This is a genomic window from Lysinibacillus sp. NPDC093210, assembly GCF_044753985.1.
Taxonomy (GTDB): Bacteria; Bacillota; Bacilli; order Bacillales_A; family Planococcaceae; genus Lysinibacillus.
Genome location: NZ_JBIVOE010000001.1, coordinates 578,351 through 596,780, shown reverse-complemented (window position 1 = coordinate 596,780; position 18,430 = coordinate 578,351). Strand labels below are relative to the sequence as shown.

At 38.3% G+C, this 18,430-nt stretch carries 21 protein-coding genes; 12 read left to right on the top strand and 9 right to left on the bottom strand.

Annotated features, from left to right (window positions below; translation table 11 throughout):
• Window positions 1–69: 69 nt before the first annotated feature.
• The 5 genes from ACIP9C_RS02945 to moaD are packed head-to-tail and all read left to right on the top strand — an operon-like array spanning window position 70 to window position 3,578.
• Window positions 70–1,086 carry a thiazole biosynthesis adenylyltransferase ThiF gene (locus tag ACIP9C_RS02945; protein WP_401008461.1) on the top strand — a complete coding sequence of 339 codons (1,017 nt, stop codon included), beginning with the start codon at window positions 70–72 and terminating at the stop codon, window positions 1,084–1,086.
• 13 nt (window positions 1,087–1,099) lie between these two features.
• The gene (locus ACIP9C_RS02940) at window positions 1,100–2,389 is read left to right on the top strand and encodes a molybdopterin molybdotransferase MoeA (protein WP_401008459.1); all 1,290 of its coding nucleotides are present in this window, start codon (window positions 1,100–1,102) and stop codon (window positions 2,387–2,389) included.
• Window positions 2,359–2,892 carry a molybdopterin-guanine dinucleotide biosynthesis protein B gene (gene mobB / locus ACIP9C_RS02935; RefSeq protein WP_401008457.1) on the top strand — a complete coding sequence of 178 codons (534 nt, stop codon included), beginning with the start codon at window positions 2,359–2,361 and terminating at the stop codon, window positions 2,890–2,892. Before ACIP9C_RS02940 ends, mobB begins: the two co-directional genes overlap by 31 nt.
• Window positions 2,873–3,352 carry a molybdenum cofactor biosynthesis protein MoaE gene (locus ACIP9C_RS02930; RefSeq protein WP_401008456.1) on the top strand — a complete coding sequence of 160 codons (480 nt, stop codon included), beginning with the start codon at window positions 2,873–2,875 and terminating at the stop codon, window positions 3,350–3,352. Before mobB ends, ACIP9C_RS02930 begins: the two co-directional genes overlap by 20 nt.
• A complete protein-coding gene (gene moaD / locus ACIP9C_RS02925; protein ID WP_401008454.1) occupies window positions 3,345–3,578 on the top strand; it encodes a molybdopterin converting factor subunit 1 in 234 nt (77 codons plus the stop codon). Before ACIP9C_RS02930 ends, moaD begins: the two co-directional genes overlap by 8 nt.
• Window positions 3,579–3,811: 233 nt before the next feature.
• On the opposite strand, the gene modB is transcribed toward moaD, so the two are convergent.
• Together modB and modA are read right to left on the bottom strand one after the other, a co-directional pair.
• A complete protein-coding gene (gene modB / locus ACIP9C_RS02920) occupies window positions 3,812–4,468 on the bottom strand; it encodes a molybdate ABC transporter permease subunit (RefSeq protein ID WP_401008452.1) in 657 nt (218 codons plus the stop codon).
• Between the two features lie 2 nt (window positions 4,469–4,470).
• Window positions 4,471–5,256: a molybdate ABC transporter substrate-binding protein gene (gene modA / locus ACIP9C_RS02915; RefSeq protein WP_401008451.1), complete on the bottom strand. Its 786-nt coding sequence runs from the start codon at window positions 5,254–5,256 to the stop codon at window positions 4,471–4,473.
• Window positions 5,257–5,416: 160 nt separating this feature from the next.
• On the opposite strand from modA, the gene ACIP9C_RS02910 reads away from it, so the two are divergent.
• Window positions 5,417–6,337 carry a substrate-binding domain-containing protein gene (locus tag ACIP9C_RS02910; RefSeq protein WP_401008449.1) on the top strand — a complete coding sequence of 307 codons (921 nt, stop codon included), beginning with the start codon at window positions 5,417–5,419 and terminating at the stop codon, window positions 6,335–6,337.
• Window positions 6,338–6,574: 237 nt separating this feature from the next.
• A complete protein-coding gene (locus tag ACIP9C_RS02905) occupies window positions 6,575–7,147 on the top strand; it encodes a trimeric intracellular cation channel family protein (protein WP_401008447.1) in 573 nt (190 codons plus the stop codon).
• A 94-nt stretch (window positions 7,148–7,241) separates the two neighbouring features.
• On the opposite strand, the gene ACIP9C_RS02900 is transcribed toward ACIP9C_RS02905, so the two are convergent.
• From ACIP9C_RS02900 to ACIP9C_RS02885, 4 genes are all read right to left on the bottom strand, one after another.
• Window positions 7,242–8,510: a PTS ascorbate transporter subunit IIC gene (locus ACIP9C_RS02900; protein ID WP_401008445.1), complete on the bottom strand. Its 1,269-nt coding sequence runs from the start codon at window positions 8,508–8,510 to the stop codon at window positions 7,242–7,244.
• A 36-nt stretch (window positions 8,511–8,546) separates the two neighbouring features.
• A complete protein-coding gene (locus tag ACIP9C_RS02895) occupies window positions 8,547–8,810 on the bottom strand; it encodes a PTS sugar transporter subunit IIB (RefSeq protein WP_401008443.1) in 264 nt (87 codons plus the stop codon).
• Window positions 8,810–9,265 (bottom strand): PTS sugar transporter subunit IIA, encoded by a 456-nt coding sequence (locus ACIP9C_RS02890; protein WP_401008441.1) that lies wholly within the window; start codon window positions 9,263–9,265, stop codon window positions 8,810–8,812. Before ACIP9C_RS02890 ends, ACIP9C_RS02895 begins: the two co-directional genes overlap by 1 nt.
• 225 nt (window positions 9,266–9,490) lie before the next feature.
• Window positions 9,491–10,387 (bottom strand): LysR family transcriptional regulator, encoded by an 897-nt coding sequence (locus ACIP9C_RS02885; RefSeq protein ID WP_401008440.1) that lies wholly within the window; start codon window positions 10,385–10,387, stop codon window positions 9,491–9,493.
• Between the two features lie 137 nt (window positions 10,388–10,524).
• On the opposite strand from ACIP9C_RS02885, the gene ACIP9C_RS02880 reads away from it, so the two are divergent.
• From ACIP9C_RS02880 to ACIP9C_RS02860, 5 genes are all read left to right on the top strand, one after another.
• The gene (locus tag ACIP9C_RS02880; protein ID WP_401008438.1) at window positions 10,525–11,490 is read left to right on the top strand and encodes an ABC transporter ATP-binding protein; all 966 of its coding nucleotides are present in this window, start codon (window positions 10,525–10,527) and stop codon (window positions 11,488–11,490) included.
• Window positions 11,487–12,518, top strand: a complete 1,032-nt coding sequence (locus tag ACIP9C_RS02875) for an ABC transporter substrate-binding protein (protein ID WP_401008436.1) — start codon at window positions 11,487–11,489, stop codon at window positions 12,516–12,518. The genes ACIP9C_RS02880 and ACIP9C_RS02875 overlap by 4 nt, the downstream gene beginning before the upstream one ends.
• 176 nt (window positions 12,519–12,694) lie before the next feature.
• On the top strand, window positions 12,695–14,356 hold the full coding sequence (locus ACIP9C_RS02870) for an ABC transporter permease (protein ID WP_401008435.1): 1,662 nt from the start codon (window positions 12,695–12,697) through the stop codon (window positions 14,354–14,356).
• The gene (locus ACIP9C_RS02865) at window positions 14,349–15,440 is read left to right on the top strand and encodes an MBL fold metallo-hydrolase (protein WP_401008432.1); all 1,092 of its coding nucleotides are present in this window, start codon (window positions 14,349–14,351) and stop codon (window positions 15,438–15,440) included. Before ACIP9C_RS02870 ends, ACIP9C_RS02865 begins: the two co-directional genes overlap by 8 nt.
• Complete coding sequence (locus ACIP9C_RS02860; RefSeq protein WP_401008430.1) at window positions 15,437–16,243, top strand: hypothetical protein; 807 nt, start codon at window positions 15,437–15,439, stop codon at window positions 16,241–16,243. Before ACIP9C_RS02865 ends, ACIP9C_RS02860 begins: the two co-directional genes overlap by 4 nt.
• Window positions 16,244–16,346: 103 nt before the next feature.
• Here the strand turns inward: ACIP9C_RS02860 and ACIP9C_RS02855 are convergent, their stop codons facing one another.
• Genes ACIP9C_RS02855 through ACIP9C_RS02845 form a run of 3 tightly spaced genes read right to left on the bottom strand, consistent with a single transcriptional unit; the run spans window position 16,347 to window position 18,402 of the window.
• Window positions 16,347–17,615: a PTS ascorbate transporter subunit IIC gene (locus tag ACIP9C_RS02855; RefSeq protein ID WP_401008428.1), complete on the bottom strand. Its 1,269-nt coding sequence runs from the start codon at window positions 17,613–17,615 to the stop codon at window positions 16,347–16,349.
• 59 nt (window positions 17,616–17,674) lie between these two features.
• Window positions 17,675–17,938 (bottom strand): PTS sugar transporter subunit IIB, encoded by a 264-nt coding sequence (locus ACIP9C_RS02850; protein ID WP_401008426.1) that lies wholly within the window; start codon window positions 17,936–17,938, stop codon window positions 17,675–17,677.
• 2 nt (window positions 17,939–17,940) lie between these two features.
• Window positions 17,941–18,402 carry a PTS sugar transporter subunit IIA gene (locus ACIP9C_RS02845; protein WP_401008424.1) on the bottom strand — a complete coding sequence of 154 codons (462 nt, stop codon included), beginning with the start codon at window positions 18,400–18,402 and terminating at the stop codon, window positions 17,941–17,943.
• Window positions 18,403–18,430: the final 28 nt, after the last annotated feature.

Here is an 18,430-nt window from a genome sequence, read left to right as displayed (position 1 = left end):
TTGCCTTTATTATAATGCTATAAATGAAAAGGTCAAACGAAAAATCAGAGAAAGAAAGGCCACATACTTATGCAAAATAGATATTCTAGACAACAATTATTTAATCCTATCGGACAAACAGGGCAAGTGTCCATCCAACAAAAACATGTCCTGATTATAGGTGCGGGTGCATTGGGGAGTGCTAGTGCTGAAGCGCTTGTGCGTGCGGGAATTGGCAAGCTAACATTTATTGACCGTGATTATGTAGAGTGGAGTAATTTACAAAGACAACAATTGTATACAGAGCTAGATGCACAAGAGAAAATGCCGAAAGTCATTGCAGCTAAAAATCGTCTCCAACAAATTAACGCAGAGGTAGAAATCAATGCCGCCATTATGGATGCTTGTACAGAGTCGTTGCTACCATTGTTAAAGGATGTAGATGTGTTAGTCGATGCGACCGATAATTTTGATGTTCGCTTTCTAATGAATGACCTTGCTCAAAAATATGGTATTCCTTGGGTGTACGGCTCTTGTGTTGGAAGTTATGGTTCGACCTATACGATTGTACCAGGCAAAACACCTTGTTTGCATTGTTTATTAAAAGTGATGCCCCATACTGGGATGACTTGCGATACGGTAGGAATTATTAGCCCAACGGTCCAAATCGTTGCTGCCTATCAAGTGGCAGAAGTTTTAAAATTGCTTGTTGGTGATGAGAAAGCACTAAGAAAAAGCTACTTAACGTTTGATGTGTGGCAAAATCAACACTATGAAATCAATGTAGATAAAATAAGGCAGGCTGATTGTCCATCTTGTGGCAATCATCCAACATATCCTTATTTATCCTATGAAAATCAAACTAAATTACAGATACTTTGTGGGCGAGATGCGATACAAATTCGACCGCCAAAGCCGATATACTATCAATTCGAGCAGCTGGCAAACCAACTTCGCTCCTTTGGTGAAATTCAGATAAATCCTTATTTGCTTTCTTGCCAGTCTGACGATTACCGAATCGTCATTTTCCAAGATGGGCGAGTTGTGATTCATGGTGTACAAGATATACAAAAAGCTAAAACCATTTACTATCGTTTATTAGGTTAAAGGAGTGTGTGAAATGCTAGAAAAAAGACAAGCAATTCCAGTAGCAGAAGCCGTTCATCGTGTAATGGATTATGCTTTTCAAGCAAAAAAAGAGCTTGTGTCGTTATCACAAGCCCATGGCCGATTTATAGCCGAATCTATTAGGGCAGATCATGATGTACCAGCTTTTGATCGTTCACCATATGATGGCTATGCCATTCGTTCCGTCGATAGTAAAGAAGCCTCTTCGCAGCATCCAGTTCAATTTCAGGTCGTTGGGGAAATTGGCGCAGGCTATGTCTATAACGAAGTAGTAGGCGAATTACAAGCTGTCCGCATTATGACGGGAGCCCCTATACCACAAGGGTGCGATGCAGTGGTCATGCTAGAATTAACACATACTTTTGAAGAAGATCAACAAAAGTATATGACGATTAAAAGACCCTTTGAAGCAGGAACAAACATTTCCTATAAAGGTGAAGATGTACAGCAAGGCACTATTCTCATTGAAAAAGGTCAATATATTAACCCAGGTGTGATGGCATTACTCGCTACTTTTGGCTATGACCAAGTACCTGTTTATCGTAAAACGGTTATTGGTGTCATTGCAACAGGTAGCGAATTACTAGAGCCAGGCGAATCTTTACAACCAGGCAAAATTCGAAATAGTAATGCCTATATGATGATGGCGCAAATTGAACGGGCTGGAGCAGAAGTAAAATATTATGGCAAGTTTAGCGATGATCTTGAGTTATGTATTAATAACGTTGAAAAAGCCTTACAGGAAGTAGATATTTTAATTACAACGGGAGGCGTTTCTGTAGGTGATTATGATTATTTACCAGCCATTTACGAGGCGATTCATGCCGACGTATTGTTTAATAAAGTAGCGATGCGTCCAGGTAGTGTGACAACGGTAGCTGCTCGCGAGGACAAATTATTGTTTGGGCTTTCTGGTAATCCTTCAGCCTGCTACGTTGGCTTTGAGCTTTTTGTACGTCCGATTATTCGCACTGCATATAGTAATGCTCAACCCCATTTACGTAGAGTGCAAGCGATTTTAGGGGCGGATTTTACAAAGCCAAATCCCTTTACACGTTTTGTGCGCGCACAAGCCTATTATGAAGAAGGTAAGCTAGTTGCAGTGCCATCTGGCTTTGATAAATCGAGCGCAGTTTCTTCGTTGGCGACAGCCAACGCTTTCATCGTTCTACCTGGTGGTTCACGAGGCTATGAAAAGGACATGTCAGTAGCAGTCTTATTGTTAGAAGATTTGCAAGGAAGTGAGTGGCCTTGGGACAACATCGAAAAATCTTACAGATAGTGGGCTATCAAGATAGTGGAAAGACGACGCTGATGGAGCAATTAATTAAGCAAGCTACAAATGAAGGGCTACGAGTAGGAACTATTAAGCATCACGGACATGGTGGTGTGCCAATGATCGACACTTCGAAAGATAGTAGTAGGCATGAGCAGGCGGGTGCGATGATTACAGCAGTAGAGGGTGAGGGGACTTTACGGATGAGTATTCACCAAAATAGCTGGCAACTTGCTGAAATACTAGCGATTTATGCTTCCTTTCCAATCGATCTCATTCTGATTGAAGGGTATAAAAATGAACATTATCCGAAGGCTGTGCTTCTAAGAACAGCACAGGATCAAGTGCTACTACAGCAAGTAACCAATATTATTTGTGTCATTTATTGGCCAAGCTATCCACTCGATTCGTCCTTAACAATCCCGGCGTATTCGATTCATGATGAAACACAATATATGGAATTTTTGTTGAAAGAAATGAGGGGAAACGATGACAGCAGCGTTGTTTGAAATTATTGATAAACCGATTGATGTGGAGCAAGTAAGACAAAAAGTACTTAATCGAAATGCTGGAGCTATCACACTATTCATTGGTACCGTGCGTGAAATGACAAATGGTAAAAAAACATTGCATTTGGAATATCAAGCCTATCCTGCAATGGCGATAAAAATGTTTGAACAGATTGAGAAGGAAATACAAGAGCAGTGGCCAGAAGCAAAAATAGCAATTACCCATCGTGTAGGTCATTTAGCTATTTCTGATATTGCTGTCGTAATTGCGGTGTCATCACCACATCGTAAAATCGCATATTTGGCAAATGAATATGCGATTGACCGAATTAAGCAAATTGTTCCTATATGGAAAAAGGAACATTGGGAAGACGGGACGGAATGGATTGGTGATCAATTAGAAAATATCCCTTATCCACAAGGGAAACCAGTTATTCAGGAGGAGGAAAAGTGTGATTAACATCTTATTATTTGCACACCTACAGGAAATGGTTGGTGAATCAAAGCTAACTGTAGAGCTATCAGATGTGACGGTTGCTCACTTGAAAGATTGGATGGAAGAGCACTATCCACAGCTATCATTACAACAAATCATGACGGCAGTAAATGAGGAATTTGCAACGGATACTACAATTGTCAAATTTGGCGACACAATCGCCTTTATCCCACCTATCAGTGGGGGATGAAGTCAAGTGAGCGGGATAAAACGTTAAAATTTTAAAGGTGTTAGTAAATTTCGCTATGTAACATAAAAGAAGACATGCAGTTACGCACAGAACATAAGACGCGGGTACTCCGCGAGCAAGCGAGGGTTGCGTCTTACGGTGTGCTGAGTGAGGAAAGCATCCGCTGTAGCGGACAATAACGGCACAGCAAAAAAAGTGCTAGATTGATTGCGGTCAATCTAACACTTTTTCTCTTATACTTTTAGGATATGGATACTAAGAAGCAAAAGAAATGAAATAGCGATCATACACAAAACCCATGTCCAGGCAAGGGTCATGTTTCCAGAATCAATCGCCATATAAATAGCTAGCGGTGTTGTTTGTGTTTTCCCTGGAATATTTCCCGCAAACATTAATGTCGCTCCAAACTCGCCTAAAGCTCGTGTAAAGCTTAAAATCCCGCCAGATACAAGTGCTTTTAAAGCAAGGGGTGTGGACACATAAAGAAAGACTTGCCATTCATTAGCCCCATCTACACGTGCTGCATTTTCAATATCACGGTCAACAGAGGCAAAGCCCGTTTTAGCTGATTGATACATTAATGGAAAGGCAACAATCGTAGAAGCGATTACGGCCGCCCACCATGTGAACATGACTGGCTGATCGAAAAGCCACACGATTAGATTTCCAAAAAAACTATTTTTCCCAAAAATAACGATGAGCAGGAAACCTACTACAGTAGGAGGTAATACTAAAGGTAAGAGTAACACGGTTTCTAGCAATAGCTTCCCTTTAAAATGATGGGTTGCCATCCATCTCCCCATTAAAATCCCTGCTATAATAGCGAGAATTCCTGCAACAAAGGCAATTTCAATTGAAAGTTTAAGTGGAGACCAAAAATCGGTACTCATTTTTAGTGAGCTCCTTTAAACCCATACTTTTTAAAAATATTCATTGCTTCGTCACTTTGTAAAAATTGATAAAAATCTTCCGCTTGTTGAGCATGCTTACTAGCTTTTAAGACGCCTACAGGATAAATAATCGGTGCATGCATAGCATCATCAGCAGTCGCAACGATATCAACTTTATCGGAGACAAGGGCATCTGTTTTATAGACCATTCCAGCATCTACGTTTTCTGTTTCTGTGTAAGTAAGTACTTGACGGACATCTTTTGTATACACCACTTTCGATACGAGTGAATCCCAAAGTTGCATATTTCGTAATGTGTCGACGCCATACTGCCCAGCAGGAACCGTTTCGGGTGTACCAAGCGCGATTTTTCCTGCTTGTTGTAAATCATCAAAGGATTTGATTTGTTTTTCATTATTTTTAGGAACGATTAATACTAATTCATTGGCTAAAAGATCCGTTCCTAGCTTTTGATCAATCATTTCTTTTTCTACAAGCGCATCGAATTTATCTTCCGCGGCTGAAAAGAAAAGATCTGCAGGAGCACCCTGTAAAATTTGTTGCTGTAATGCACCAGAACCACCAAAGTTATAGAGGATTTTGATCGTATCGTGTTGTTTTTCATAAGTTGTTTTAAGTTCTTCTAAGGCATCCTGTAAACTAGCTGCCGCAGAAATCGTTAATTCAACGGGTTCGTTTGCTGTCACCTCTTTTTCTTGGTTACCACAGGCTGCAAGGAGCCCAACTAGTAATGCTAGTGTCGCAAATAAACTATAAAATTTTTTCACTATGATAATACTCCTTTTATAACTCGTTATAACAAGACATAACAAATTATAAACAGTTATAAGTGAAAAAGAAAGATAGTATTGGTAGAAAATTTCAAGATGTTCATAAAGCTATAAATACGTTACCATGTAAATAGAGGCATATAGGAGGAGAAATTTCATGTCACAAGAACAATCCTATACGATTGAAGAGGTTGCACAATTATTAAAAGTTTCGAAATTGACGATTTATGATTTAGTGAAAAAAGGAGAATTGCCGGTCTTCCGTGTAGGACGACAAATGCGGGTAGATCGTGCTGACTTGCAAGCCTATATACAAAAACGAAAAACAGGAAGTGCGCCACTGACATCCGTAGCCACTCCGACTAAAAATTATTCAAAAATTATTATTAGTGGACAAGATTTAGTATTAGATCTTTTAGCAAAATATATTGAGAAAAAGCAGTCTACGAAAGTATTGCGTTCACATGAAGGTAGTTTTAATGGTGTGATGGCGTTGTATCATGGAGACTGTAATATTGCGAGCTTACATATGTTTGATGGAGATACAGGAGATTATAATACGCCTTATGTAAAGAAAATCTTTGTAAGCCATCCGTTTGTCCTCATTAATGTAGTATCTCGTAGAGCAGGTTTCTATGTTCAAAAAGGAAATCCATTGCAAATCCGTACATTTGAAGATTTTCGCACAAAGTCATTTACATTCATCAACCGTGAGAAAGGCTCAGGTGCTCGCACTTTGTTAGATGAGCAATTGCGTATTCATAATATTGTACCGTCCACTATTGAAGGCTATACCCGTGAAGAAATGAGCCATCTTGATGTTGCTTCTGCTGTCGCCAATGGACACGCAGATGTAGGGATAGGAGTTGAAAAAATCGCCAAGCTCATTCATGTCGATTTTATTCCAGTTGTTAAAGAGCGTTATGATATTGTATTATTAAAAACGCCTGAAAATCGACCACTAATGGATGCGGTTAAGGAGATTTTAAATGCACCTGATTTCCAATCTGAAGTGGCTGCATTAGGAGATTATGACATCTCTCAAATGGGGCAAGTTATGTATGAAACGCTATCATAAATTTAATATTGAGTTTATGATAAAAATCAATTACAATTTTAACTAGGAAATTTAATGGTCGGTGTGTCATTTGGATATTGCACAGCCTCTATAAAATTTTTCACGATATATGGTGAGATGGATAAATTAGTAGGTATGACTGCTATGATATTAGCCCGCCATAAAATAGCTTGCGTTTTTAATGCGCAACTATTTTATGGGCGGGCTTTTTTGTATATAAAAAAGGGGGTTGGTCATGTGACATGGACAGTATTACACATCATTGGCATGATTGCATACGCCATAAGTGGAGCATTTGTTGCGATACAAGCCAAATATTCTTTTATTGGTATATTCGTGCTCGGTCTTACTACGTCTTATGGTGGTTCTATTATCCGTAACGTTGTACTGGATATACCTGTGTCAGATATATGGGATCGACATTCTTTATTAGTTGTTTTAGCTACGCTGACGACTATTTTATTTGTCAAAAAGAATTGGATTCATCACTGGAACCGCTGGGGCTATTTCTTTGATTCAATTGGCCTAGCTTCGTTCGCAATACAGGGCGGATTGTTAGCAAAAAGCTTACAGCACGACCTTGGCATCATTATTATTGCGTCGATGTTTACGGGTGTTGGCGGTGGCATGATTCGAGATTTGTTAGCAGGGAGAACCCCACTTGCATTAAGAGAAGAAATTCATGCTGTACTAACAATTGTATGTGCACTCTGTATATGGGCAGGGTGGGACAGCCCGCTTGAATTGTCATTAATCGTATTTTTCATAGTGATGATTCGAATGTTTTCTGTTTTGAAGTGTCTGTTTTGAAGTGTCAGGCACGCAAACAATTCTGACAATTTAATAGTTAAAGAAGCCACGTTCTTATATTTAGAACGTGGCTTCTTTGTATAGAGAGGTACTATTACACTGCACCAAATAATTTTAAAATATTGATAATGACAATGCCTACAATGCCAAAGTCAGAATCACCAAAGGTTGTTCCTTCATAGCCGATATCCCCCATGAAGATAAGTAGGATAGCAGGGATGAAGCTGATGATTAAACCATTGGCAAAGGCACCTGCCATCGAGCCGATTCGACCACCTGTTGCATTTCCAAAAACGCCTGCGGCTGCACCAGTGAAAAAGTGAGGCACGAGGCCTGGTATAATGACTTTCAGCCCAATTAAAGGTAGTGCAAACATAGATAATAAACCTGCTAAAAAACTGAAGAGGAAGCCGATGATAACTGCATTAGGTGCAAATGGGAAAATCGTCGGGCAATCTAATGCAGGCTTAGCGTTTGGTACGAGCTTATCGGCAATTCCTTTAAATGCCGGAATTATTTCAGCAATTAGCATGCGCACGCCTGCAAGGATAATATAAACTCCAGCAGCAAAGGTAATGGCTTGAATAATTGCAAAAACGATGAAATTTGATCCACCGGATAATTGTGCTTCAATATAAGAGCGACCTGCGAATAATGCCACTACAATAAAAAATATGCTCATTGTTAAGGAAATGGCAACGGATGTATCTCGTAAAAATCCTAGTGATTTTGGTACTTTAATCGCTTCAGTTGTTTTAGCTTTGTTGCCAAATAGCTGCCCAATTTTAGCGGACACATAGTAGCCGATACTTCCAAAATGACCAACTGCGAAATCATCACTACCTGTGATTTGGCGTACAGTAGGTTGTAAAATGGCAGGGAAAATAACCATACAAATACCTAATAATATTGATCCGGTAATAATAAGAGGTATGCCACTCATACCACCAACCGAGAGCGAAGCCGCGATTAAACACGCCATAAATAATGTATGATGACCAGTTAAAAAAATATATTTTAAAGGCGTAAATCGCGCTAGCAATAAGTTCATGATCATACCGAACACCATAATCATGGCAGTGGATGTTCCAAAAGTCGTTTGCGCTACAGCTACAATGGCTTCATTGTTTGGGATAACCCCTTGAACCTGAAAGGCATGATCAAACATTTTACTAAAGTGAGTTAAAGAACCAATTAAAACGGCTGCACCTGCACCTAAGATGACAAAGCCCATAATTGTTTTTAAAGTACCTGAAAGAACAGTTGAAGCGGACTTTTTTTGGATTAGTAAGCCGACAAGAGCAAATAGGCCGACTAGTATCGCTGGTGTACCTAAAATGTCATTCATCATAACATCTAACATACCAACACCTCATCCTATCCAATTTTAAAAACTTAATTAAAGCAATAGTTCAAGCTTTGATTTTATTTCTGGAATACTCATCATATTGACGATACGAACGATTTTTCTCACACCATTATCTAAATGATCTACAATATCTCCTGCACCGATATAAATATCTGCCTTCTCTGACGTTGCAGATGTTAAATCTGTATGAGTTACCTCTGCTTCTTTACCGAGTTCAAGTAATGCTTTTTTTACATTCAGTTCCATAATGAAGCTACTGCCTAAGCCGTTTCCGCAAACGACTAAAATTCTCATCATAATTGCTCCTTTGTAGCATATTTTTTTATTTTCTCCATAATGCATTCTGGACGCTGGCATTCAATAATATTGTCGATTTGACTAGGTTCTTGTAACACTTGTGTTAAATCAACAAGAGCTTGCAAATGCGTTGTATGATCAGTAGCCGCTAAAACGATAATTAGTGATACAGGCTTATCTGCTCCAAATAGTACAGGGTTTTGTAAATTTAATAAGCTCATCGATAATTCATTTACTCCATCAGATGGACGAGCATGTGGTATTGCTACTTTAGGTGTAAGCACGACATATGGGCCGTGTTGTTCGATGGATTGTATCATTGCTTGGATATAGCGCTTTTCTATTTTGTTTTGCCGTAATAATGGCGATGAAGCGACATATATAGCATCTTGCCAGTTAGCTACTTTGTTAACAATTTGAATCGTATCTATATTGAGTAACTCGGTAAGCAAGTTGTTATCCCTCCTTTCAATAGGAATCAACATGTCTTCTATCCATGTTATTAATGCATGCTATGAAATTATGTCAGATTGCCGAATATTTTTAACGAGTTTGTTGAAAAGGGAAGGAGTGTGTAATAAGCCGCCGCTTCTAAAGCTATTTTGTGCATACAGGGGAGGAAGAGCTCACAGATATTTTGTATCTGTGAGTCAAGTTGATTGATTAAAATGAAGGTATTATAACTGAATTTTACGTGCTAAATCGTAAATGGCTCTTTTGACAAATCCATCAATCTTATTGTCTAGTCTGGACTGAGGGTATATAAGCTGAATTTTCCGAGTGAGTGCAATATCATGTAAATCTTTCTTCACTAATATGCCTGATTGTAATTCTTCTTCAATAAGGGAAACAGACAGAAATGCAATTGTTTTACCAAAGGTTAGCATTTTTTTAATCGTACTTACAGAATCGAGTTCAATTGTATTAAAAGATGGTTGAAATGGATTTAGCCATTTTTCAATAAAATGGTTGGTTGAACTAGATGAAGTGTGTAATAATACTTTGTTTTTAAGGACATCTGATTGTGCGATGTCCTTTTTTGCTGCAAGTTCGTGACTAGGGCTTAAAGCCAAAACGAGCGAATCTTCGCCAATCGTTTCATAGGAAAGGGTTGGGTTTTGTTGCTTTGTTTCCATTATTAAACCAAAGTCAAGCTCCTGTAAGGCTACCATTTTTTCAATTTCAGGTGCTGTTTTTACTTCCAAGGAAATTCGGATGTCTGGATAAGCTGTGGAGATTTGGTTAATAATTTCAGGCATAAAAATATGGGCAGGTAGTGCACTTGCACCTAAACGAATGGAACCAACGTGACCTGCTAATAGATTTTCAATGAAGCGATCCATATCGTTTTGTAATTGTACTATTTGGCATGCGTAGTGAAAAAGCCCTTCTCCCGCCTCAGTTAAACGATAGCCACCTGCATTTGTCCGAAACAAGCGTACACCGTATTCTTCTTCAATAGAGCGAATATGAAAGGAGACAGTGGGGGGTGTAATACCTAGCTCTTTAGCGACGGGAGCTAATTTTTTAAAATCGACGAGTAAGCAAAATGCCTGTAATTTAAGATGATTCATTTTAGCCTCCTAAAGTAAATTCGATAAACTATTACATTTACTTTAGTTTATTAGATTTTTTTTAACGACATATTAATAGTAGGTTAATATTTTCTAAATATCTGGAAACTATAGTAGAGATAGACGAGGAGGCTACAATGAAAATCTCAATTACAAATTTAGAGAAAAAATATGGACATGCGCAAGCGCTATGGCCCATTAATGTGGAATTAAACAGTAAGTTCATTACAATATTGGGACAATCGGGCTGTGGTAAAACGACATTACTGAAAATACTGGCTGGTCTTGAGAAACCAACAAATGGTGAAATTGTATTCGATGACAAAATCATGTATTCTTCTAAGCTTCGTAAAAATGTTAAACCAAATAAACGCAATATCGCCATGGTTTTTCAAGATTTCGCGCTGTGGCCACATATGACCATTTTCCAGAACATCGCATTTGGTTTAAAAGGAATTGTACCAAAGGCGGAAATACCAGAACGGGTAGCGTATGTTATGCGTTTGGTGAATATGGAGGGATATGAAAATCGCAAGCCTGGACAATTGTCGGGTGGTCAACAACAGCGGGTAGCACTTGCGCGGGCACTGGCAACGAATCCAAAGTTGATTTTATTTGATGAACCATTATCAGCGTTAGACGCAGTACTTAGAGAAAAAATGCAGGATGAAATACTGCATATTATCCATGAACTAGATTGCCAAGCTATTTTTGTAACACATGATCAAACGGAAGCAATGACGATGTCTAATCAAATTATTGTGATGGAGTCAGGTAGAATTGCACAGGTTGGGTCACCAGAGGAGATTTATCATGCACCAGCAACACCTTATGTAGCGGATTTTATAGGCAAGGTCAATTGGTTTGATAAAGGTAATTGTATTGTACGTCCAGAGGGTGTATCGAGAAAACAGTATCCTGGAACTATAGCGAAACAAGCGATGATTGTGAAAAGTACGTTTGTTGGAGATCGATATTTAGTACAGGCACAAGTAGAAGGAAAGCAATGGAGCTTTTATGAAACCGTGCCACTGGAACAAGGCAAGCAACTTGAAGTTTTTGTAGATACAAAACAAATATATCAATTGGAGGGTTTAACGTGAAAAAACGTTTTAAATTACTAGCAACTGCCGGGGTTCTTGTAGCATTAACATTAGCGGGGTGCGGCAATAATAAATCAGCTGACAGTGTCAATAATGATGCAGCAAGCGCAAAGCCGAAAGAAGTGCAAACATTAACGGTTTACTCAGCTGGTCCAGATGGGTTGGCTGCCAATATACAGCAAGCTTTTGAAGAAAAAACGGGCATAAAAGTAGAAATGTTTCAAGGGACAACAGGCAAAATATTATCTCGTTTAGAAGCGGAGAAAAATAATCCTGTGGCAGATATCGTTGTATTAGCTTCCGTGGCATCAATGGACGGACTAAAGGAGTCAAATCAGCTACTTAGCTATAAGGAAGCGGAAAATGCTACGAAAATGAATAGCGATTGGTCAGATGCAGATGGCTATTACTATGGCTATAGCGCCTCAGCATTAGGCATTGCCTATAATACGAAAAATACAAAAGACATTCCAACTGAATGGACAGATTTAGCTAAACCAGAGTGGCAAGGAAAAATGAATATTCCTGATCCAAGTTTGTCAGGTTCTGCTGTCGATTTTATTTATGGCTATACGGAAGCTGAAAAAACTGCTTGGGATACAATCCAATTATGGAAAAACAATGGACTACAAGTGAATGGTGCAAATAAGGAAGCATTAGATGCAGTTATTACAGGTGATAAAAATGCAACAATCTCAGGCGTAGACTATATGGCTTATAAAGCTAAAGCGAGTGGGGAGCCAGTAGAAATTGTTTATCCGAAGAGTGGAACTGTTGTAAGCCCTCGAGCAGTCGGTATTATGAAAGATGCTAAAAATGTTGAAAGTGCAAAAGCATACGTCAATTTCTTACTTTCAGATGAAGGACAAAAGCTAGTTACAGATGCATATTTACTGCCAGGAAATAACGAAATAGCTGTAAAAGATCGTGCTGCATTAGATGAAATTCCACAGTTACAAGTGAACTGGAAAGGTTCAGAGTCAAAGCAGCTTGATATATTAACGAAGGTTAATGATATTTTTCGTTAAGCGGTTAGCAACGGTATCAAAAAGCATCTTTCCTTCTAAATGATGCGATAAACTTATGGAAAAAATTCGCTTTTAGTCAGTAATAAGTCTTTTAGAAACAGCACTGACTATTGCGGATTTTTTTCAAAATAACATTTGGACTACATTATGTTTTCTAAGAAAGGAATGATGCAACGATGATCATGGAAGGAAAACGCACTTTCGGCCTCTTATTGACGATTGTCGCAACATTTGCTATCGCACCATTAATAGCCATTGTTTATTATACATTTGTCCATGATGGTCATTTTGACTTTTCACAAATTAGTAGAATGTTTGACAATGATCGTTTGTGGCGGACATTAGGCAATTCTTTATTACTAGGGGTTTTCGTTATTTTAGGGACTACGATAGTGGCATTGCCTATGGCATTAATTCGTACAAAAACAAGCTTACATAAATATGATTGGTTGGATATTATCTTAACGATTCCTTTTATGACACCTCCTTATATCGGTTCTATGGGATGGATATTGTTTATGCAAAATAATGGTTTTTTACAGCAATTAGTACCGGGGACCGCTTGGTTATCGAATGCCTTTTTTTCCTTATTTGGCATGGTTATGGTGATGAGCCTGCACCTGTTTCCTTTTTTATATTTAATGCTGAAAAATACGTTGCTTAGAATAAATGGTTCATTTTTAGATGCTGCACTTATTTTTGGACGCAGTTCTTTAAGAAATTGGCTGCAGGTTATATTGCCTTTACTCGTTTCAAGCTATGTTCTAGGAGTATTGCTGATTTTCATTAAAACGCTGGCGGAATTTGGGACGCCTGCAACGTTTGGAAGTCGCATCGGATTTCAAGTTTTTACGACAGAAATTCACTCTTATCTTTCAAGATGGCCAGTAGATATTCGTATGGCAACATCACTCTCATTATTTTTACTTTCAGTGTGTCTCGTAGTTTGGTATTTTCAAAATCTTATCGGACGAAAGTTTACATATAGCGTGCTTTCAGGAAAAACACCCGCTGTTCGTGAAATAAAAGATAAATGGTATATCAAGGCTGGGGCATGGTTTTATGTAGGGATCGTTTTATTGTTTGCAATCGGCATTCCATACTTTTCCATTATCGTGACTTCGTTACAGAAGGTTCGAGGAGACGGTTTAAGTGCCGGCAATTTCAGTTTTGCGTCTTATCAGGCTGTGTTTACTAGCGGAAGCGCAGGATTATCAGCATTTTTAAATAGTGTTGTTTTTTCAATTTTAACTGCCGTTATTACAGCGATAATTGGTTTTTTTATTGCACTCTACATTAAAAAGGGTGAAACGAAAAAGCAACAAATGTTAGACTTCTTTAGCCTAATGCCAAATATTATTCCTGGAATTGTTTTTGTCGTCGGTTTAATTATGTTTTGGAATGCACCTTGGCTACCAGCGACAATTTACAATACAAAGACAATGGTAGTTGTGACGTATTGTGTGCTTTTCCTACCATACTCTGTGCAATATACAAAATCTACATTTTCACAGTTAGATCAATCTATTTTCCAATCAGCCGCTATTTTTGGACGGAATAGTTGGGACATGTATCGATATATTTTCATCCCACTGTTAATGCAGGGAATACTCGCTGGCATGATGATGACATTTATTATTTCAATGCGTGAGTTAGTCGCAGGCCTCCTTATTTTGCCACCATCAGTTGAGACAGGCGCAACGTTTATCTACAGCCAATTTGAACAAGGCAATGTTGGGCTAGGTATGGCTGTTGCTGTTATTACAGTCGCTATGACCGTTGTTTTTATGTTCCTATTAGATTGGCTTCAAAAACGGGGAGGACGCGTAGGTGCTTAATATAGAAATTTTAGGAGGAGTTGGGGAGTATGGCCGCAACTGCTTTTATCTCGAAAAGGATGGGCGTGCCATTTTACTAGATTGTGGTGTTATGAACAATAGTGAAAAGACTAAGCCAAATTTAACACCCGCCCATGTGGCAAAACTAGATGCAGTGTTTATTTCTCATTCCCATATTGATCATGTGGGTGCACTTCCTTTACTTGTACAGTGGGGCTACGATGGTCAACTCATTATGAGTGAAATGACAGCGAAACAATTAAAGCAATCTTTTAAAAACATTCAAACGTTTGAGCCAAAGTCGATTGGCAGTTGGATAAATATTAACGATAATCTTTCTTTTCAATGGGGCTACAGTGGGCATTTAATAGGGAGCGTTTGGTACAGCATTCGATTTTTAGAGGAGGTGATATTTTTTTCAGGAGATTATGTGATGGAGTCCTATCTATTAAAGGCTAATCTTCCGATGATGGGAAAATATGATTATAACGTTGCGTTCATAGATAGCGGCCATTTTGAGAAGCACATTACCAACAAAGAAATATTACAGCAATTAGCGGATTTTATCGATGCGAACGATAGTAGACCAATTATTTTTCCTTCTTCCTTTTCTGGCAAAACTGCTGATATTGCGTTTTACCTTTTTGAGCATACTACAAGAAAGGTATCTATCGATAATGATTTTTTTCCTTTTTTTGAAGAGTATTACGATGCGCCCGAAAATGTTGTATCTACTAAGCTATTGCCGTCATTTAAAAGTGAATGCTTACAAGAGATGACAATAGGAGGTAACGCTATTTATTTTGTTCCAGAGCGAGACGAAGTAACAATTACGCGGCTACTAATGGATTTACCATCAGCAATTGTAATCTTTACTGGGTACTTTAATAAGGGCACTTACACGCAACAATTAGCACCAAATCAAATAAAACATTTTTTTTACAAAACACATCTTGATTATCAGGATACCATCGTGCTGTCAAAGCACATAAATGCTCATAAAACCATTTATTTTCACAGTCAGTTAACGAATATAGAAACGACACTTTTAAAAATAATCGGAAATGAGGATGAAATTATATGAGAAATTATTTTAAAAGGATTGCAATAAAATTAGGCGTAATGGGATTGGTATTATGTACAATTGGTATGTTGAATACCATATCGGCAAGAGCGGCAATTGAGCCCGGGCATGAGATTAAATATAATTTGAAATCAGAGCTGTTCAATGAGTCGGACATTTTGAAAATTTTCACAGCTACTAAAAAAGATGAAGTGAAAATTTATTACTTCGATACACAAAGTAAAGATTTTTTAAGTGCAGACTATAACAATCGTTTGCGTGTTTATAAAGATAGCAATAAAATCGACATTACGTATAAAAAGAGATTTCTCAATACACCACTTGAAGAAGCACTTGCGATAACTGAAAGCCACGGCTTTACAGGTGACGAATCCAACTATAAATTTGAAATGGATATTAAGGGCGGTAACCGTACATTTACAATTAGTCGAAAAGAGTCTTTAAAGGAAACTGCTAAAGTTAACTATGATGCTGTGGATACAAGTGCTGCAAAACAAATAATTTTAGACAATGTGCCAAAGAAAATTTTAAATTGGGACTCTGCAACTTGGTTTAATAACACGTTATCGCAGGCAGTCGTATATGGACCTGCCAAGGCAACAACGTATAAAGGAAGCTATGCAGGATACGAGGCAGACATTGAAGTTTGGCATTATCAAGGTGAAATCATGACAGAGCTATCGACAAAAGAGAGCAATGCTACAAAAGCTACAACGATTGAAAAAGTATGGCGGGAATATCTAGAAGCAGCTGGCTATCTAAGTGCGGATCAGCGTGGGAAAACGGCGTTTGTTATGGAGTAGTAATATAGGACTAACTATAAGGTGAATGGTTTGCAAGTAAAGCCCTTCAATTATTAAATGCTATCTAATAATTGGAGGGCTGTTGTAAAAATGAGGTATATATTTATACTGCACCAACTAATTTTAAAATATTTATAATAATAATCCCGACGATGCCAAAGTCAGAATCACCAAAAGTGGTGCCTTCAAAGCCGATGTCTCCCATAAAGATGAGTAGTATCGCAGGGATGAAGCTAATGATTAAGCCATTGGCAAAGGCTCCTGCCATTGAGCCGATACGACCACCTGTTGCATTTCCGAAAACACCTGCTGCTGCACCAGTGAAGAAGTGGGGCACAAGGCCAGGTATAATGACTTTTAGCCCGATTAGAGGTAGTGCAAACATAGATAATAAACCTGCTATAAAACTAAAGAGGAAGCCGATGATAACGGCATTCGGTGCAAATGGAAATATTGTCGGGCAATCTAATGCAGGCTTAGCGTTTGGTACAAGCTTATCGGCAATCCCTTTAAATGCAGGGACAATTTCGGCAATCAGCATGCGTACCCCTGCTAGGATGATATAAACCCCAGCAGCAAAGGTAATCGCTTGAATAATTGCGAAAACGATGAAATTTGAGCCAGCGGATAATTGTCCTTCTATATAAGAACGACCTGCACATAAGGCAACAATAATGAAAAATAGGCACATTGTTAAGGAAATGGCAACGGATGTATCTCGTAAAAATCCTAATGATTTTGGTACTGGAATTGCTTCAGTTGATTTAGTTTTGTTGCCAAATAGTCGACCTATTTTAGCAGATACATAGTAGCCAATGCTTCCAAAATGACCGACTGCGAAATCATTATTACCTGTAATTTGTCGCACTGTAGGCTGTAAAATGGCAGGGAAGCCAACCATACAAATACCTAATAATATAGATCCGACAATAATTAGAGGTACACCACTCATACCACCTATTGAGAGGGAAGTTGCGATTAAACACGCCATAAATAATGTATGATGGCCAGTTAAAAAAATATATTTATAAGGCGTAAATCGCGCTAGCAATATATTCATTACCATACCAAATACCATAATCATGGCAGTGGACGTTCCAAAAGTCGTTTGCGCTGCAGCTACAATCGCTTCATTATTGGGGATAACTCCTTGAACTTGAAAGGCATGATCAAACATTTTACTAAAATGATTTAAAGATTCAATTAAAACGGTTGCACCAGCGCCCAAGATGACAAAGCCCATTATGGTTTTTAATGTACCTGAAAGGACAGTAGAAGCCGATTTTTTTTGTATTAGTAAGCCGATAAGCGCAAATAGGCCAACTAATATTGCTGGTGTACCTAAAATGTCATTCATTATAATATCTAACATACAAACACCTCAATCCAATGCAATTTTAAAAAGCATTACAGATTCCATTGCGTAAAGTTTTAAAGTAGTGGATCAAGCTTAGATTTAATTTCTGAAACATTCATCATATTAACGATACGTACAATATTTCGAGCACCGTTATCCAATTGATCGATAATATCTCCTGCACCGATATAAATATCTGCTTTCTCTGCCATTGCAGATGCTAAATCTGTATGTGCCACCTCTACTTCTTTTCCGAGTTCAAGCAGTGCCTTTTTAACATTTAGCTCCATAATAAAGCTACTGCCTAAGCCATTTCCGCAAACAACTAAAATCTTCATCATCATCGCTCCTTTGCAGCATATTGTTTTATTTTTTCAATAATGCATTCTGGACACTTGCATTCGATAATATTGTCGATTTGACTAGGTTCTTGTAACACTTGTGTTAAATCAACTAATGCCTGTAAATGAGTTGTATTGTCTGTGGCCGCTAACACAATAATTAAGTACACGGGTTTATCGGGTCCAAATTGTACAGGTTTTTGCAATTTTAATAAACTCATTGATAATTCATTTACTCCATCAGATGGTCGCGCATGTGGAATGGCTACTTTAGGTGTAAGCACGACATATGGACCATGTTGTTCGATGGATTCTATCATTGCTTGGATATAGCGTTTTTCTATTTTATTTTGCTGTAATAGGGGCAATGAAGCGACGTGAATAGCGTCCTGCCAGTTAGCTACTTCGTTAGCAATTTGGATCGTATTCAGATTAAGTAACTCGGTAAGCAAGTTGATCATCCCTCCCTTCGCTATTAATCAACATGTT

Excerpts from the sequence above, each read along its gene's own strand:
- ACIP9C_RS02855 (WP_401008428.1), bottom strand. The coding sequence starts at position 17,615 with ATGTTAGATATTATAATGAATGACATTTTAGGTACACCAGCAATATTA.
- ACIP9C_RS02870 (WP_401008435.1), top strand. The coding sequence starts at position 12,695 with ATGATCATGGAAGGAAAACGCACTTTCGGCCTCTTATTGACGATTGTC.
- ACIP9C_RS02845 (WP_401008424.1), bottom strand. The coding sequence starts at position 18,402 with ATGATCAACTTGCTTACCGAGTTACTTAATCTGAATACGATCCAAATT.
- ACIP9C_RS02945 (WP_401008461.1), top strand. The coding sequence starts at position 70 with ATGCAAAATAGATATTCTAGACAACAATTATTTAATCCTATCGGACAA.
- ACIP9C_RS02910 (WP_401008449.1), top strand. The coding sequence starts at position 5,417 with ATGTCACAAGAACAATCCTATACGATTGAAGAGGTTGCACAATTATTA.
- ACIP9C_RS02900 (WP_401008445.1), bottom strand. The coding sequence starts at position 8,510 with ATGTTAGATGTTATGATGAATGACATTTTAGGTACACCAGCGATACTA.
- ACIP9C_RS02895 (WP_401008443.1), bottom strand. The coding sequence starts at position 8,810 with ATGAGAATTTTAGTCGTTTGCGGAAACGGCTTAGGCAGTAGCTTCATT.
- ACIP9C_RS02880 (WP_401008438.1), top strand. The coding sequence starts at position 10,525 with ATGAAAATCTCAATTACAAATTTAGAGAAAAAATATGGACATGCGCAA.
- ACIP9C_RS02885 (WP_401008440.1), bottom strand. The coding sequence starts at position 10,387 with ATGAATCATCTTAAATTACAGGCATTTTGCTTACTCGTCGATTTTAAA.
- ACIP9C_RS02940 (WP_401008459.1), top strand. The coding sequence starts at position 1,100 with ATGCTAGAAAAAAGACAAGCAATTCCAGTAGCAGAAGCCGTTCATCGT.
- ACIP9C_RS02930 (WP_401008456.1), top strand. The coding sequence starts at position 2,873 with ATGACAGCAGCGTTGTTTGAAATTATTGATAAACCGATTGATGTGGAG.
- ACIP9C_RS02850 (WP_401008426.1), bottom strand. The coding sequence starts at position 17,938 with ATGAAGATTTTAGTTGTTTGCGGAAATGGCTTAGGCAGTAGCTTTATT.
- modB (WP_401008452.1), bottom strand. The coding sequence starts at position 4,468 with ATGAGTACCGATTTTTGGTCTCCACTTAAACTTTCAATTGAAATTGCC.
- ACIP9C_RS02860 (WP_401008430.1), top strand. The coding sequence starts at position 15,437 with ATGAGAAATTATTTTAAAAGGATTGCAATAAAATTAGGCGTAATGGGA.